This window comes from Paenibacillus sp. JMULE4 (genome assembly GCF_013337105.1).
In the GTDB taxonomy this organism is placed as follows: Bacteria; Bacillota; Bacilli; order Paenibacillales; family NBRC-103111; genus Paenibacillus_G; species Paenibacillus_G naphthalenovorans.
The window spans coordinates 500080-513755 of sequence record NZ_SGWF01000011.1 but is presented as its reverse complement, the minus strand read 5'-3'; the positions used below and the strand labels follow the sequence as shown (position 1 = coordinate 513755).

Below are 13676 nucleotides of genomic sequence, written 5' to 3'. Positions count from 1 at the left end.
CTTCCGGTAAAGTCGTTTGAGGCGCTACCCGCGGGTGAAATAGGGCACCCGTTTAAGGAAAATGCTTTCCAGCTTCTTTACGATCGGGCCGTCTTTCTCGGAATCGCTTTTGACCTTCTGCCATTCGGGATCGCTTTGGAAAGCGCTAAATGCCGCTTCGCGTGCTTCCTTATCCGCAAATTCAAGGACATAATAAAGCCGGTTATGCTCAGGGTTGATATCCTCCCAAAAATCGATAACCTTGATACCGTGCTTTGCAAAAATACGCAAGGTGTGATTGGAGAACCGGTCGTTGATTGCCTGCATTCTTCCTGGATGAATATGGTAAATACGGAGTTCATAAAGCATATCACATTTCTCCTCTCAATAATAGGTCCGGCCAAATCACGTTGTTTGCGCATTCCAGGTCAGGTCATCAGGATTTGTCCTTACTTGTTTTATTATAGACGACTTTCTCCGCCGGGCAAATAATCAAAATTCATAGAAGCTGCAGCGCCTTACACAAATTTTCCGTTACGGTAATCCTCGTAGGCTTGACGAATTTGCTCCATCGTGTTCATGACGAACGGGCCGTGGGCGACGACGGGCTCGTGCAGCGGTTGTCCCGCGTACAACAAAGCACGGAGCCTGGTGACGGCCGTGATCTCAACCTCGCTCTCGCGGCTGCTCCCTGCAGAACCCAGCCACAGGACCTGGCCTTCGCCGGCTTTTGTACGTTCCTTCCCGAACAACCCTTCCCCTTCCAGGATATATATAAAACCATTATAGGAGCCGGGCAGATCCTGCTTTACGGAGGCATCCGGTTCTACATTCAATTCCACCATCGTAATGGGAACAACGTTTTTCGTCGGGGACGCTACACCGCCCGATGAGCCCGAGAATACGCGGATCGTCGCTCCTTCCTCCACCCGCAAGGGCATATCCGCGCTTCGAAGGTTCTGATATCGCGGCTCCATCATTTTATCCCCGCTGGGCAGATTGACCCAAAGCTGAAGGGAATGAACGGTTTCACCCTCGGCAGGATCTTCATTATGAATCACTCCGCGCCCGGCCGTCATCCACTGTGCGTCGCCGGGGAGCAGCTCGTCCTTACCTGCGGTTTGGCTATCGTAATGCTCAAGCCTTCCCTGTATCACATACGTAACGGTTTCGATGCCGCGGTGTGGATGGTTATCGAATGAGCCTCTTTGAAACCAGTCCTCGGCAAGCATCAGGAATGGATCATATTCCTGCCAATGCCCCGGCTCCAGGATGAAGCTGTTCTGATGAGTCGGACTAATCCGGTTTTTCTTCGCAGTCCAGACACGGTGAATATCCCGCTGGAATACATGAGCTTGATCGTTCATGAACGGATGCCTCCCTTATTTGTTCGCATTAGCGGTTGATCGAAAGCAAGGTGTTAGGATCATTATATAAATATTACTTACTTTTATCAAGTTACTATATAATATTCTGCTAATTGGATGGCGTTCTTAGGAGAAGATGCTCTCTCCGCCCGGAAAAGGAAGAAGCCGAACGGGCAGCATGCCGTCGGCTTCTTCGTTATGTATTAAGATAAGTGCTAGAATCTTCTTTTTCCCATAATAAACGTTTTTCTCACTTTTTTAACGGCCAGCGGAACCTGTTTTTTACTTTGTTCCATCATGCTGCTGCATAGCGGACAGCTGGGAGCGGCCTCCGTTACAAATTCATCCCGGATCCAGGCGTTGCATTCGCTGTCTTTGCATTTCCAAATCTGGATTTCCTTCATTTCTTGTGTCTGTGCCTCAGAAGTCGATGTTGACATACTTGTGATTAACCCACCTTCCCAAAAATGTTGACTATTTATTATGGTACATATGAGGGCCAAAATGCAAGTCCCTTACCCATTTATTTCACAAGTGCAATCATAACAGGCAATACGATAAAGGAAGCAAGCGTGGTCCATAGAATGCACTTCGAAACGACCCTGGGCGAGGCGTTAAATCTCTCCGCTAAAATCACCGCATTGACGGCCACGGGCATCGAAGCCAAAAGCAGCATAACCGAAAACAAGATGCCTTCGATGTTCAGTACATATAACACGAAGCAGGCCACAACCGGGGCCACGAGCAATCGTACCGTCATCCCCATCCAGAACGGGGTCTGCAGCTTAGCATCCATCTCGGCGCTCTTTACGCTGACCATTTGCGCCCCTAATATGACCAATACTACCGGGGAATAAGCCGCAGCAACCAGCGAGACCCCTTTTTCAATTCCCGCCGGCAAATCCACGTCTAAAGTCCGCAGTACGACTGCCAACATCGCCGCATAAATCGCCGGAAGTGAAAATACGGATTGAATGGCATTTTTCACAGAAAACTGGGAACGGGCGGCAAAATAGATCCCTATCGTATTCACGATAATCATTTGGATAATGACGTAAATCGATGCTTTTTCCAATCCGAGCGTTCCAAAAGCGAGCAAAACGAGCGGAAGCCCGTAATTCACAGCATTCGTGAATGTAGAGATCAAAGTCAGGCCTGCGATTTCAGAGGAGGACCATTTCAGGATTCTGCCTAATCCATTGGCAACGGCCCACATCAATATCAGATTGAGAATACAGAAGGCAAGCGTCTTGTAGATGTCGTCAAAAGAAAGATTCGCACGATTCAACGTATCCAAAATCAGAGCCGGACTTAAAAAATATAAATACAGGGTCATGAGGGGCTTCGTTTCCAGATTTCTGTACCGTCCCAGGAGGGCTCCCGCAATAACGGGAACGGACAGCGGCACAATAACTTGAAACAGAGTTGAAACAACCGTCTGAAACATGCCGGGCATCCTTTCTATTAAGTTCAATTCCTACTCAATATAATACCACTAACAAGCGTTCGTCTAAGATGAATTTTCAATAAGCCCGATAGCTGCGTCCTATAAGAAAGAGCTTCAAGAATAATAATTTCATTTAAAGAACACATTAATATCCGTTAATTAAAATAAATGGAGGTTAGGACGATGAACAAATCGCGAGCCAGTGAGATTGCTTCTTCTCCTGTTATGGCCAATGTCACTTATCAGGGGGTTCCCATTTATATTCAACAAGTAGATGAGCAGACAGAAACAGCCAGGATCTACCCCCTCAACGAGCCTGAAAATGAACAAAGTGTTCCATTAGACCTTTTGGAAGAGCATGAGGAATAAAACCTTGATTTGAATGGGCAAGGAAGAAGCCGAACAAAACAGCAAAATAAGCATAGCCACGCCGGAATCACGGCTTACTGGCTATGCTTGCTTTTTATCCTGGGGGTTCAGAATGGATTATGGACTTTTGGGGACAGATGCCGGTTTAGGCGCAGATATCGGATGCTTCATAGCATCCGCTTTATCTTTTTTGCGGGATGTGGCCAGCACAACGCCCCCGACTATAAATATAGATCCGAAGATTTGAATGGCGGTCACCGGTGTGCCCAGGAGAACAAAACCGGCGATCATGGCTACAAAGGGTTGCAGATTCAAAAATATGGATGCTTTGCCCGCACCTACACGCTTGAGCTGCATGTTCCAGATTAAACCGCACAAGCCCTGCATCACAATAGCCGTTGCGATAAGCATCACCCAAGCCCAAAGATGGGGACTGACATGGTTTAAGGGCTCCTTGATGACCGCTACCGGGATCACCATACCGGAACCGATCACAGTCGAATATACCGTAGCAACAAATGGATCGATCCGCTCTGTCAATTTACGCATCATGATGATGGATACGGCAAAAGTAAGCATAGCAAATAGGATGTATACAATGCCTATAGAAACATTCAACCCGTTGGATTTCCCTACTACAAAGAATATGCCCAGAATCGCCACGATGGACCCTGCGATCATGCGCCCGGTAATGGCTTCCTTTAAAAACACCGACGCCAACAAAGCGATCGTAATTGGTGCAAGGGACAGGATCAGTGAGGCTGTTGTAGCGTTAACCGTTTCAAGCCCAGTAAAAAAAGCTGCCTGATTGAGCAGCGTTCCGATAAAGCCCAGCGGAATGAGCAGCAAGTAATCCCGCGGATTCAGGTACTTCAGCTTTTTGGTGCTCCATGCATAAGCGACAAGAAATAAGGACGTCATGGTCAATCGAAGTGCCGCTAGAAGCAGGGGCGGAAATTCATTCACCAATATCGAACCGAATACAAAATTGCTCCCCCAGCAAGTAACGCAAAAAAGCAGGAGTAGATATGAACGAATCATGAACCGTTTCGTCTCCTCATCTAACAAGAAATAAACCGACACTCCGAATCATACTCCCGTTTCCAGGTCCTGTCGAACAAGGAAAATGACTCGGAAAACGGATTTAGCCTTGGATTGGTTCATAAATCTTCATTATCTCCCCTAATCGGCTTTTTGCTAGCTTGTATGCGTTAAAATATATGCAGCCCGTTTCCCCTGCCATTTCAGCTTTGTTTTGGTCTTCGGTACAGCTTCTTAAAGCTGGTCCAAAAAAGAGAGGCGAGGATGATCACCAAACCTGCGGCAGCCAATACATAGGCGGAAGTTCCATGCATTTCAATGTGCGGACCCTCCGGCCAAACATGTCTTCCGGCAAGCTCTAACCCGATAAAAATCATAATCGACCAGAGAGCAAGGCCGAAAATCATCCAGACCGCCGCCTTGTTCGGCTTGAATGCCGTTTTGCGAAGTACAATCCACATGACACCCATGACGACCAAGGATACGATAACGTATCCGACGAGGTCATAGAGCGATAGCAGAAGCGTACCGCCGAAGCCTTCAATCAGCTTCCATTGGAGCAGCAGGAGCGGAATCAGAAACATAAGCTTGACCCGCTCCCGCATCGTGCGTTTGGGAATTTCCTTCATTAATTCGTCGCAATAGGATTTGGGATTTGTTCCAAACACATCTTCAGAGGATTTTATAATAGAACACAGTTGATGCCGGAGGTGCCTTACTTGAACTCGTCGGCTTTTTCCGAGTCCTCCTACCGTTATTCCACCGTGTTTGCGTTTGCGATCGCCGTATCGAACGTATCTTTTTTGGGAATTGCCGCTCCGGTGTGGTCTCTGGTGTTCGGCGTGTTTTCGGCGAAAATATTGGGTGAGGGTATATATTTTAGAGAAGCGAAAAAACGTTAGAAAGGCCGCTGGAAGGAAAATAGGGATTGCCCCAAGCTGCAAAGGCTGAGGGACATCCCCTTTTTTGCTGCGATATTAGTGATGCAGAGCCGCATGACGCTTAAAGTGGTCTTCGATGACAAGGCAGGCCATGGCTTCGACTACAGGGACAATTCGCGGGCAAATGCACGGGTCATGTCTGCCCTTCGTCACAATGACTTGTTCTTCTCCGCTGGTACGGATCGTTTGCTGGGGGACAGATATCGAGGAAGTCGGCTTAATGGCAACCCTGAAGATGATTTCTTCCCCGGTGCTGATTCCTCCGAGAATGCCCCCCGAGTGGTTGCTTAAGAAACCGGACGCGTTCATCTGGTCGTTATGCTCGCTGCCCAGCATTCCGGCTGCCTCAAATCCGGCTCCGAATTCGATTCCTTTTACAGCGCCGATCGATAGCATCCCTTTGGCAAGATCCGCATCAAGCTTGTCAAACACCGGCTCTCCCAAGCCCGGGATCACCCCCCGAATCCTGCATTCCACAATGCCGCCGCAGCTATCCCCGATCGCCGCCAAAGCTTCAATTTTCTCTATCATCCGAACCGCCGCTTCCGGGTCGCAGGCTCTGACCGCATTGCGTTCGATTTGATCCTCAATAAAGGCGGCGCATTCGATTCCGCCAATGGCCTTCGTATAGGCTACGACGCTGACGCCTCTGCGCTCAAGCAGCTTGCGCGCCACGGCACCCGCAGCCACTCTCGCGGCCGTCTCTCTGCCCGATGCTCTGCCGCTTCCCCGATGATCCCGGATGCCGTATTTTTTCAAATACGTAAAGTCGGCATGCCCCGGCCGGAAGGAATGCTGAATATCGCGATAAGCCTCGGGTCTCATATCTTTATTGTATAACGTGATAAAAAGCGGCGTTCCTGTCGTTTTGCCCTCGTAGACCCCGGATTGAATATATACCTGGTCATATTCCTTGCGGGGAGACGTTACGGAGGACTGCCCCGGTTTTCTCCGGTCCATTTGAATCTGAATGTACTGCTCGTCTATTTCCACTCCGGGCGTAACCCCGTCAATAATCACTCCGATCGACTCTCCGTGAGATTCCCCAAACGTCGTGATTTTCAGAAAATCACCGAACGAACTTCCTGCCATCGCCTTTCCCCCTTGGTATTTTGAATCCTTTTGACACCTTCGACTGGTTCCATTATAATTTCACTCATGAAATAAATGAAATCACAATATTTTAATCATGTCATAGAGGTGTTCTATATCAAAACAGTAACGATGGAGTGGTATCGCATATTTCTGTATACCGCCAAGCTCGGTAATTTGACCAAAGCCGCACAAGCGCTTCACATTACCCAGCCTTCGGTTAGTTATGCGATCAAACAATTAGAAGAGACTCTGGGAGTAAAGCTGTTCGATCGTCTTTCCAAAGGGGTGAATTTAACATCGGAAGGCCGCGCTCTGTTCGAATATGTGGAACAGTCCTTTGCCCTGCTGGATGCCGGAGAGAAACGAATTCAGTCTCTCAGGCGCCTGACAGCCGGCGAGCTGCGGATCGGCGCAAGCGGACCGTTCATTAGGCATCTGCTGCTGCCCGCACTCGATCAGTTCCATGCCGATTATCCCGGAGTACGTATCCGTCTTTCGCAAGGCAAAACCGCCGATATCGGAAAAAGGTTAAAGGACGGGCAAATTGAATTGGGTCTCGTCCATCTTCCCGTGGATGATCCCGGCCTGGAGGTGAAGCCGCTGCTGGACATCCAGGATTGTTTTGTCGTAGGGAATGCCTATCGTGCGCTATCCGGGCAGCCGATTACAACCGGACAATTAGCGGAAATCCCGCTTCTCCTGCTGTCCTCGGAAAGCAGCACCAGACTATTCGTGGAGCAGTGGCTGCACGCACAGGGCTATAAGGTTGAGGCGGACATAGAATTGAACAGTATGGAGATGCTGGTTGAGCTGGCCCGGCGCGGCTACGGCACCGCCTTCGTGACCCGGTCCTTTGTCCAGCAAGAACTGGATGCCGGACAGCTGTTCGAGCTGCAAACGGTCGAGCCGATCCCGCCCCGTGCCGTTGGAATAGCCATGCTGCGCGAACATTCCCCGTCTCTCATTGCCGCACGGTTTATGGAGCTGCTTACGGCTTCTTGATTCGCTCGCGCCGCTGTACACAACAAATCCCGACCATTCAACAAATGAATGATCGGGATCACGTTAACGATTTATAAATCAAGCGTTCTGTACAGCGATCTTCGCCTTAAATTCTTTGCGGCGGCGGTGCAGGATCGGCTCCGTATAACCGCTTGGCTGGTCGTATCCTTTAAACACCAGCTCGCAGGCAGCCTGAAATGCCACGGAGTGTTCAAAGTCGGCAGCCATCGGACGGTATGCAGGATCACCGGCATTCTGCTCATCCACCACCTTGGCCATACGCTGCATGGTCTCTACGATCTGCTCCTTCGTACAAATCCCGTGGTGCAGCCAGTTAGCCATGTGTTGACTGGAAATGCGCAGGGTGGCACGATCCTCCATCAGCCCCACGTTATTAATATCCGGTACCTTGGAGCAGCCAATCCCCTGCTCTACCCAGCGAACTACATAGCCCAGAATCCCTTGTGCATTATTGTCCAGCTCCTGCTGAATTTCTTCAGGGCTCCATTCGGGGTTTTCGGCTACGGGAATGACCAAAATATCATCCCGGAAATCTTTAATCGCTTGCTTCAATTGATTTTGAACTTCCGTTACATTCACTTGATGGTAATGGAGGGCATGCAGGGTAGCCGCTGTAGGGGAAGGCACCCACGCCGTATTGCAGCCGGCCTGCAGCTGGCCGATTTTTTGCTGCAGCATATCCTTCATCAGGTCCGGCATGGCCCACATCCCTTTGCCAATCTGGGCACGGCCCTGTAATCCGGTTGCCAGTCCGATGCTCACATTCGATTTCTCGTAGCTTTGCAGCCACCGGGATGATTTCATCGCGTTTTTCCGAATCATAGGTCCCGCTTCCAGCGAAGTATGAATTTCGTCTCCCGTACGGTCCAAAAACCCGGTATTGATAAACACAACGCGATCCTTTACTTCGTGAATACACGCTTTCAGGTTTAGAGACGTGCGGCGCTCCTCGTCCATCACCCCGATTTTCAGCGTATTGCGTTCCAAATCGAGCAGATCTTCCACACGGTCAAAAAGCTCATTGGCAAATGCCACTTCCTCGGACCCGTGCATTTTCGGTTTGACAATATAGATGGAGCCCTGGAGCGAATTCCGGTACAGGCTGTTTCTTAAAAGATCATGCTTGCCGATGAGACCCGTTACAACCGCGTCCAAAATCCCTTCGGGAATCTCCTCGCCATTGCGGTCCAGGATCGCATCAATCGTCATCAAGTGTCCTACGTTACGGACAAACAACAGGGAACGGCCGGGCAAGGTGAATTCCTCTCCTGCAGGAGACGTATATGACCGGTCGGGATTGAGCGTCCGTGTGACGGTTTTATTTCCTTTCGGGAAGGTAGCGGACAAGCTCCCCTTCATCAGCCCCAGCCAATTGCCGTATACCAATACCTTGTCCTCGGCGTCGACAGCGGCAACCGAGTCTTCACAATCCATGATCGTCGTTAACGCAGCTTCCAGGAGAATGTCTTTCACGCCGGCCTGATCGGTTCGGCCGATAGGATGGTTACGGTCGATTTGAATCTCAAAATGCAGCCCGTTATTTTGAAGCAATACGGCCGAAGGGTCCTCGGGACTTCCCTGATACCCCACAAGCTTGGAAGCATCCTGGAGTCCGGTAGTCTCTCCGCTGCGAAGCGAAACGGCCAATTGCCCCTCAACGATCGAATACCGGACGGCTTCCCGATGTGAAGACTTTGCTAACGGAGCCGCTTGATCGAGAAAATCTCTGGCGTAGGCGATGACCTTCTCGCCACGAACCGGGTTGTAATCCGCTGTACGCTGAGCTCCTCCTTCATCATCAATCGCATCCGTTCCGTACAGAGCGTCGTACAGGCTTCCCCAGCGCGCGTTCGCGGCGTTAAGCGCATATCTGGCATTATTGACCGGCACAACCAGCTGCGGACCCGCCTGCCGCGCAATTTCATCGTCGACCTTTTGGGTGGTAATCTGAAAATCCTCTGCTTCCGGCTCCAGATAACCGATTTCCTGCAAAAACGCCTTGTATTTTTCGAATTCAAACCCTGCTTTATGTTCCTTATGCCATTCATTTATCAATCGCTGGATTTCATCACGTTTTTTCAATAACGCCTTGTTTTTGGGTGCCAAATCATGGATCAAGGATTCAAAACCGGACCAGAACCGCTCCTGATCCACCCCGCTGCCGGGTAAAGCTTCGGAATTAATAAAGTGATAAAGGGCCGGAGCAACTTGAAGATTTCCTGTTTTCACATATTGTACCATCATTCATTCTCCTTTATTTATCAAATGATTGATTAGCTCTCACTTGAATCCTCGGCCTTCCAACGGCTCGTGAAGATCTCTCCCGTCGATTCACGAACGAAATCGTTTGCAGCTGTGCCTTGTCAAATCCCGGCATCATCACTATCCGCCCTCCTTGTTCATTATTTTGAACAACGTTCTTTATTTAGCCTTGACATTATCTTCCCACAGTTTTTAGTTTGTGTCAATGAGTTTTCGGCAAAAAAAACAATCATCCCTTTCCCTCTCTGGCTTGGGATCGGAATGATTGTCAGACTGTGGCTTGATCTGATCATTCATCTTACATACTTGTTGACAACCGCTGCCCTAATGCGCGAATTTCACGGATCGCCTCTTCTCTCTTTCCTTCCCAGTGATGGATGGGCATGGAGCAGCTGACCGCCGCGATAATCTCGCCGCTGCGGCGGCGAACGGGTGCAGCCACACAGCAAAATCCCATTACCCCCTCCTGAATGTCCAAGGAATATCCGTTGCGGCGGACCGTTTCCAGCTCCTGCAGGAACGCCTCCCGGGAGCCGATGGTATGCACGGTAACTTTATGCAGCGTTTCCTGCGGAAATATGCGGCGGACCTGTTCGGCATCCATGTCGGACATCAGAATTTTTCCCAAGCCCGTCGCATGTGCCGGAAACCGGACCCCGGGCCCGGATACCATTTGTACCGGAGACGGCGCTTCTAATTTGGCCAGATACAGTACATCGCTCCCATCTAAGCGAGCCAGCTGAACCGATTCCTGAAGCTTGCGCATCACCGGCTCGGCGGTTCGCCGGAATTCTTCAACAAGGTCGTACTGGCGGAAATAAGCACTCCCGAAATCGCCCAAGGCGCTTCCAAGGGCATAAGTCTCGTTGCGGTCCCGGTGGATCCAATGCAAACGTTCCATGGTCAGAAGAAGAGAGTACAGCGTGCTCTTGCTGATGCCCAAATGCTTGGACAGATCGGACAGCTTCCATTTGTAGGGCTCCTCGGTTAGCAGCGTCAGTACCGCATGCGCCCGATCCAGAGCCGGAACGGCATATTTTTGCTCCATGAGTTCACTTCCTTCGATATAATAAACGTTATTCGGTATTTTGACTTGTATGATGTTAAGCCTATCACGGCTTCGGGCAACAGTCAATGTACTGATCTTGATAACGAATGCCCGGGGCGTGATGGGTGCGGCCGCCGCAGAAGACAGTTTGTGCAACAGGGTAATGCTGTCCCGAAAGAGTCGAATGGGTATGGAACTGCAGAGGGGAAACGTCTGGGGAGATCCGGAGGAATGGTCACCTTTTCTTGGCCGGCATGAACAAGCTTATACACAACAGACATAAAGAAATGAGAAAACTAATCCATTTCAATAAAGGATATGAAGCCGTCTTGGCGGCAGGCCGGCCAATCGTCCGACTCTCTGCACAAAGCCACAAAGCCCGACAGAGGATGCCGCTCCACCGGGCTTTGGTCTCCGTTATCTTTGAGCGACGGCCGCCGCTCGTTTAAGGGCCATGATATAGCCTGCATGCATCGCCTCATGACAGGTGCCAAACAGCAGCGCTTCGTCATGCCGCTTGAAGTCTTTAAACGGAACCGTGATTTGCTGCTCCAGCCTTCCTTGCAGACGCTGCCGGATTTGGCCCGGCTGTTCCTGCAAGAGCTTGATGAGAGACGGCAAATCCGGAGGGGCGGTTTGCCAGTCAGCCGGTTTCGTACCGTTGAGGAACATGTTCATCAACTCCTCCGGTAACCCGAGCGGTTCTCCGATTAAACGGTATGCAAACCTCTCCTGAGTGGTCAATATGTGCCCCAAATGCCAGCGGATGTTGTTGTTGAAGCCTTCCGGTATGATATCCGCCTGACTCTCGGACAATCCGGTAACGAGCTCTAATGTACGGCTTCGATGTAGTTCGATCTGGTTGAAAACGATGTGCTCCATTCGATTCTCCCCCTGAACCGCCAAATTGGATGATGCTTCTTTACCATAGTAACCTGCCGCAGACTGAAGGGCAAGCTGTATCGGAAAGTCGATAGAACGAGCGGGCGTTATCATAAAAAATCTTTTGCTTTAACGCCTCCGGGAATTTGGGCGGGAACGTCAGATCCGGCGCATCATAATCCCAGTGGGGATAGTCTGTCGCGAACATCAGCATCTCGTCCGAGCCCAAATGCCCGATGACCTGAAGCAGATATTCGGCCACCGGCGGCTCCTCCATCGGCTGCGTCGTAAAACGCATATGTCCGCCGATATATTCAGACGGCTTACGCGTTAGGAAAGGCACTTCCTCGCGCAGACGCTTCCAATGCTTATCCAGCCGCCACATCAGCGAAGGCACCCAGGCGAATCCCCCTTCCAGCATCACCGTCCGCAGGTTCGGGAAGCGTTCAAAAACCCCTTCGCATACCATGCTGATCACCTGGCATTGAAATGCCTGCGCCATATTGGTATGGTCCTCGATGTAGTACGAAGGAAACCCGGAGGAGGTCGTTGCGTTACCGCCTAATCCGCCAAAATGAACGGCGATCGGCAGACCGTGGCTTTCCGCCGCTTCATAAATTTTCCAATATTTCCGCCGGCCCATCGGCTCCCGGGTACGCGGCATAATCAGAACCTGGACAAAACCGGGGTGGCCGGCGACCCGGTTGATTTCTTCCACCGATAGTTCGGCATTCTCATACGGGATGACAATGGAAGCGCGCAGCCGCGGCTCCTTATCGAGCCATTCGGCAATCTGCCAGTCGTTGACCGCACGGGCCAGCGCAGCGCCGTATTCGTCGTTAAGCTGCTCCCCGACCCGGTACAGGCAGTTGAGAATGCCGCACTCCAAATTCAAGGGATCAAGCAGCTGCTCCCGCATGAAGTTGAGGTCGGAGCCGGGGATCTGACCGTTAGGAGGCCAGGAGTCCGTCCGCGTTCCGCCCGGATTGCCCTTGGGATAAGGGATATTGTTGGTGAACCCGTGGTAGCGACCACATTACGTTATCGAATCTATGCTGCAATTCAATCACGCGGTTGGTTCCAGCCTCTTTTTGCTCATCGTCCCTTTGATCACACTCGGGTTCGGCTTCATAGGAATGCATCCCATCACAGCGATCACCCTTTTGGCGGAAGCGATGAATCCCCTGGCGTTGGGAATTTCGGCCGAGCACTTGGCCATTGCTTTGGTAGGGGGCGCCGTTATGACGTTTTCCATCGGCCCTTTTAGCGGAACGCTGAATATGTTTTCCGTTATTATCCGACAAGGCACATTTCGAATCGCAGCATGGAACCTTCTATACACCTTAGGTTTTTTTCTCTTTTTGGCACTGGTTCTGCTGGTTATTTAAACGCCCGACCTCCAACGGCAAATGCCCAAAGGAGTTCCTGCTCCCTTGGGCTTGTCTTATGTCCTGTGCCCTGTCCGCCAAAGCACTGCTCCTGCAAAACTATGCATTGTTATAAAGAGCGCTTCTCAATTTCCCTTTAGCCCTTTTCAACGCATTATCGATAGATTTATTACCCACGCCATGCAAGTCAGCTATTTCTTTATAGACCAAACCATCCAGCAAACCCAAAACCGCTGCCCTCTCCAAATGCGTTAAATGCGTTTTTATCAAGTCGAACAACTCATTATTCCTTGCCTTATTCATAAATATTTCTTCCGCCGATGGCGTGAAATGGGGGATGAGTTCATAACGGCTGGTCCTTTCTTGATCGCAGAAAGGACTTTCATCCAACGACACGCTTTGATTTAAAATCTGCTGTTTTTTTCTTAAGGCTGCTTTTACGGCGTTGATGATATAATGCTTGATATGCATCTTCGCGAAACCCGAAAACGCCATTCCTTTGGCGGGGTTATACCTTTTACAAGCGATAAATAACCCGATACATCCGGCTTGATTCATATCTCCCCGCATGAGACCTGGAGCATAATACTTCTTGCTGCAATAATAAATCATCGGAAGATAACGACTTAGCAGAGAGTTGAATGCGCTCTGGTCGCCTTGAATTACACAAGCGGCCAACTCGGCATCCGTGAATTCATCCATAATTGAAGTCATCCTCCTGTTCTTTTGTTGATTTTATTTGCAACCGGATATCATGATCATTGGACGAACCGCCGGAGAGAAGAGAGATTTTCTCTAGCGCTTACGAGGTCGTCCTTTTGGTCTTGAATGTCG

General features: G+C 50.3%; 16 protein-coding genes. 4 read left to right on the top strand and 12 right to left on the bottom strand.

Annotated elements, in window-relative coordinates; translation table 11 throughout:
• Window positions 1-24: 24 nt before the first annotated feature.
• From EXW96_RS07695 to EXW96_RS07680, 4 genes are all read right to left on the bottom strand, one after another.
• Window positions 25-348, bottom strand: a complete 324-nt coding sequence (locus EXW96_RS07695) for an NIPSNAP family protein (RefSeq protein ID WP_174350270.1) — start codon at window positions 346-348, stop codon at window positions 25-27.
• 149 nt (window positions 349-497) lie between these two features.
• Window positions 498-1346, bottom strand: a complete 849-nt coding sequence (locus tag EXW96_RS07690) for a pirin family protein (RefSeq protein ID WP_137670266.1) — start codon at window positions 1344-1346, stop codon at window positions 498-500.
• A gap of 215 nt (window positions 1347-1561) precedes the next feature.
• Complete coding sequence (locus EXW96_RS07685) at window positions 1562-1786, bottom strand: cold-inducible protein YdjO-related protein (RefSeq protein ID WP_062409044.1); 225 nt, start codon at window positions 1784-1786, stop codon at window positions 1562-1564.
• Between the two features lie 83 nt (window positions 1787-1869).
• Window positions 1870-2793, bottom strand: a complete 924-nt coding sequence (locus tag EXW96_RS07680; RefSeq protein ID WP_174350269.1) for an AEC family transporter — start codon at window positions 2791-2793, stop codon at window positions 1870-1872.
• A 183-nt stretch (window positions 2794-2976) separates the two neighbouring features.
• Between EXW96_RS07680 and EXW96_RS07675 the strand changes: the two genes are divergently transcribed.
• Window positions 2977-3162, top strand: a complete 186-nt coding sequence (locus EXW96_RS07675) for a small acid-soluble spore protein H (RefSeq protein ID WP_054817908.1) — start codon at window positions 2977-2979, stop codon at window positions 3160-3162.
• A gap of 117 nt (window positions 3163-3279) precedes the next feature.
• On the opposite strand, the gene EXW96_RS07670 is transcribed toward EXW96_RS07675, so the two are convergent.
• Both EXW96_RS07670 and EXW96_RS07665 read right to left on the bottom strand, forming a co-directional pair.
• The gene (locus tag EXW96_RS07670) at window positions 3280-4203 is read right to left on the bottom strand and encodes a DMT family transporter (RefSeq protein ID WP_174350268.1); all 924 of its coding nucleotides are present in this window, start codon (window positions 4201-4203) and stop codon (window positions 3280-3282) included.
• Window positions 4204-4406: 203 nt separating this feature from the next.
• Window positions 4407-4871: an HAAS domain-containing protein gene (locus EXW96_RS07665; RefSeq protein WP_174350267.1), complete on the bottom strand. Its 465-nt coding sequence runs from the start codon at window positions 4869-4871 to the stop codon at window positions 4407-4409.
• A 51-nt stretch (window positions 4872-4922) separates the two neighbouring features.
• Here EXW96_RS07665 and EXW96_RS07660 point away from each other — a divergent pair, with 51 nt between their 5' ends.
• Complete coding sequence (locus EXW96_RS07660) at window positions 4923-5105, top strand: benzoate/H(+) symporter BenE family transporter (protein ID WP_254611277.1); 183 nt, start codon at window positions 4923-4925, stop codon at window positions 5103-5105.
• A gap of 75 nt (window positions 5106-5180) precedes the next feature.
• On the opposite strand, the gene aroC is transcribed toward EXW96_RS07660, so the two are convergent.
• Window positions 5181-6236: a chorismate synthase gene (gene aroC / locus EXW96_RS07655; protein ID WP_137670261.1), complete on the bottom strand. Its 1056-nt coding sequence runs from the start codon at window positions 6234-6236 to the stop codon at window positions 5181-5183.
• A gap of 75 nt (window positions 6237-6311) precedes the next feature.
• On the opposite strand from aroC, the gene EXW96_RS07650 reads away from it, so the two are divergent.
• The gene (locus EXW96_RS07650) at window positions 6312-7241 is read left to right on the top strand and encodes a LysR family transcriptional regulator (protein ID WP_174350265.1); all 930 of its coding nucleotides are present in this window, start codon (window positions 6312-6314) and stop codon (window positions 7239-7241) included.
• A gap of 78 nt (window positions 7242-7319) precedes the next feature.
• On the opposite strand, the gene EXW96_RS07645 is transcribed toward EXW96_RS07650, so the two are convergent.
• From EXW96_RS07645 to EXW96_RS07630, 4 genes are all read right to left on the bottom strand, one after another.
• Window positions 7320-9503 carry a malate synthase G gene (locus EXW96_RS07645; protein WP_174350433.1) on the bottom strand — a complete coding sequence of 728 codons (2184 nt, stop codon included), beginning with the start codon at window positions 9501-9503 and terminating at the stop codon, window positions 7320-7322.
• A gap of 319 nt (window positions 9504-9822) precedes the next feature.
• Window positions 9823-10572 (bottom strand): IclR family transcriptional regulator, encoded by a 750-nt coding sequence (locus EXW96_RS07640; protein ID WP_054817905.1) that lies wholly within the window; start codon window positions 10570-10572, stop codon window positions 9823-9825.
• A gap of 417 nt (window positions 10573-10989) precedes the next feature.
• On the bottom strand, window positions 10990-11454 hold the full coding sequence (locus EXW96_RS07635) for a DinB family protein (RefSeq protein ID WP_074727531.1): 465 nt from the start codon (window positions 11452-11454) through the stop codon (window positions 10990-10992).
• Window positions 11455-11494: 40 nt separating this feature from the next.
• Window positions 11495-12460, bottom strand: coding sequence for an amidohydrolase family protein (locus EXW96_RS07630; RefSeq protein WP_174350432.1), 966 nt, complete (start codon window positions 12458-12460; stop codon window positions 11495-11497).
• A 46-nt stretch (window positions 12461-12506) separates the two neighbouring features.
• Here EXW96_RS07630 and EXW96_RS07625 point away from each other — a divergent pair, with 46 nt between their 5' ends.
• On the top strand, window positions 12507-12842 hold the full coding sequence (locus EXW96_RS07625; RefSeq protein ID WP_174350264.1) for a hypothetical protein: 336 nt from the start codon (window positions 12507-12509) through the stop codon (window positions 12840-12842).
• A 99-nt stretch (window positions 12843-12941) separates the two neighbouring features.
• Here EXW96_RS07625 and EXW96_RS07620 read toward each other — a convergent pair whose 3' ends face one another.
• Window positions 12942-13544 carry a sigma-70 family RNA polymerase sigma factor gene (locus EXW96_RS07620; RefSeq protein WP_171005896.1) on the bottom strand — a complete coding sequence of 201 codons (603 nt, stop codon included), beginning with the start codon at window positions 13542-13544 and terminating at the stop codon, window positions 12942-12944.
• Between the last annotated feature and the right edge of the window lie 132 nt (window positions 13545-13676).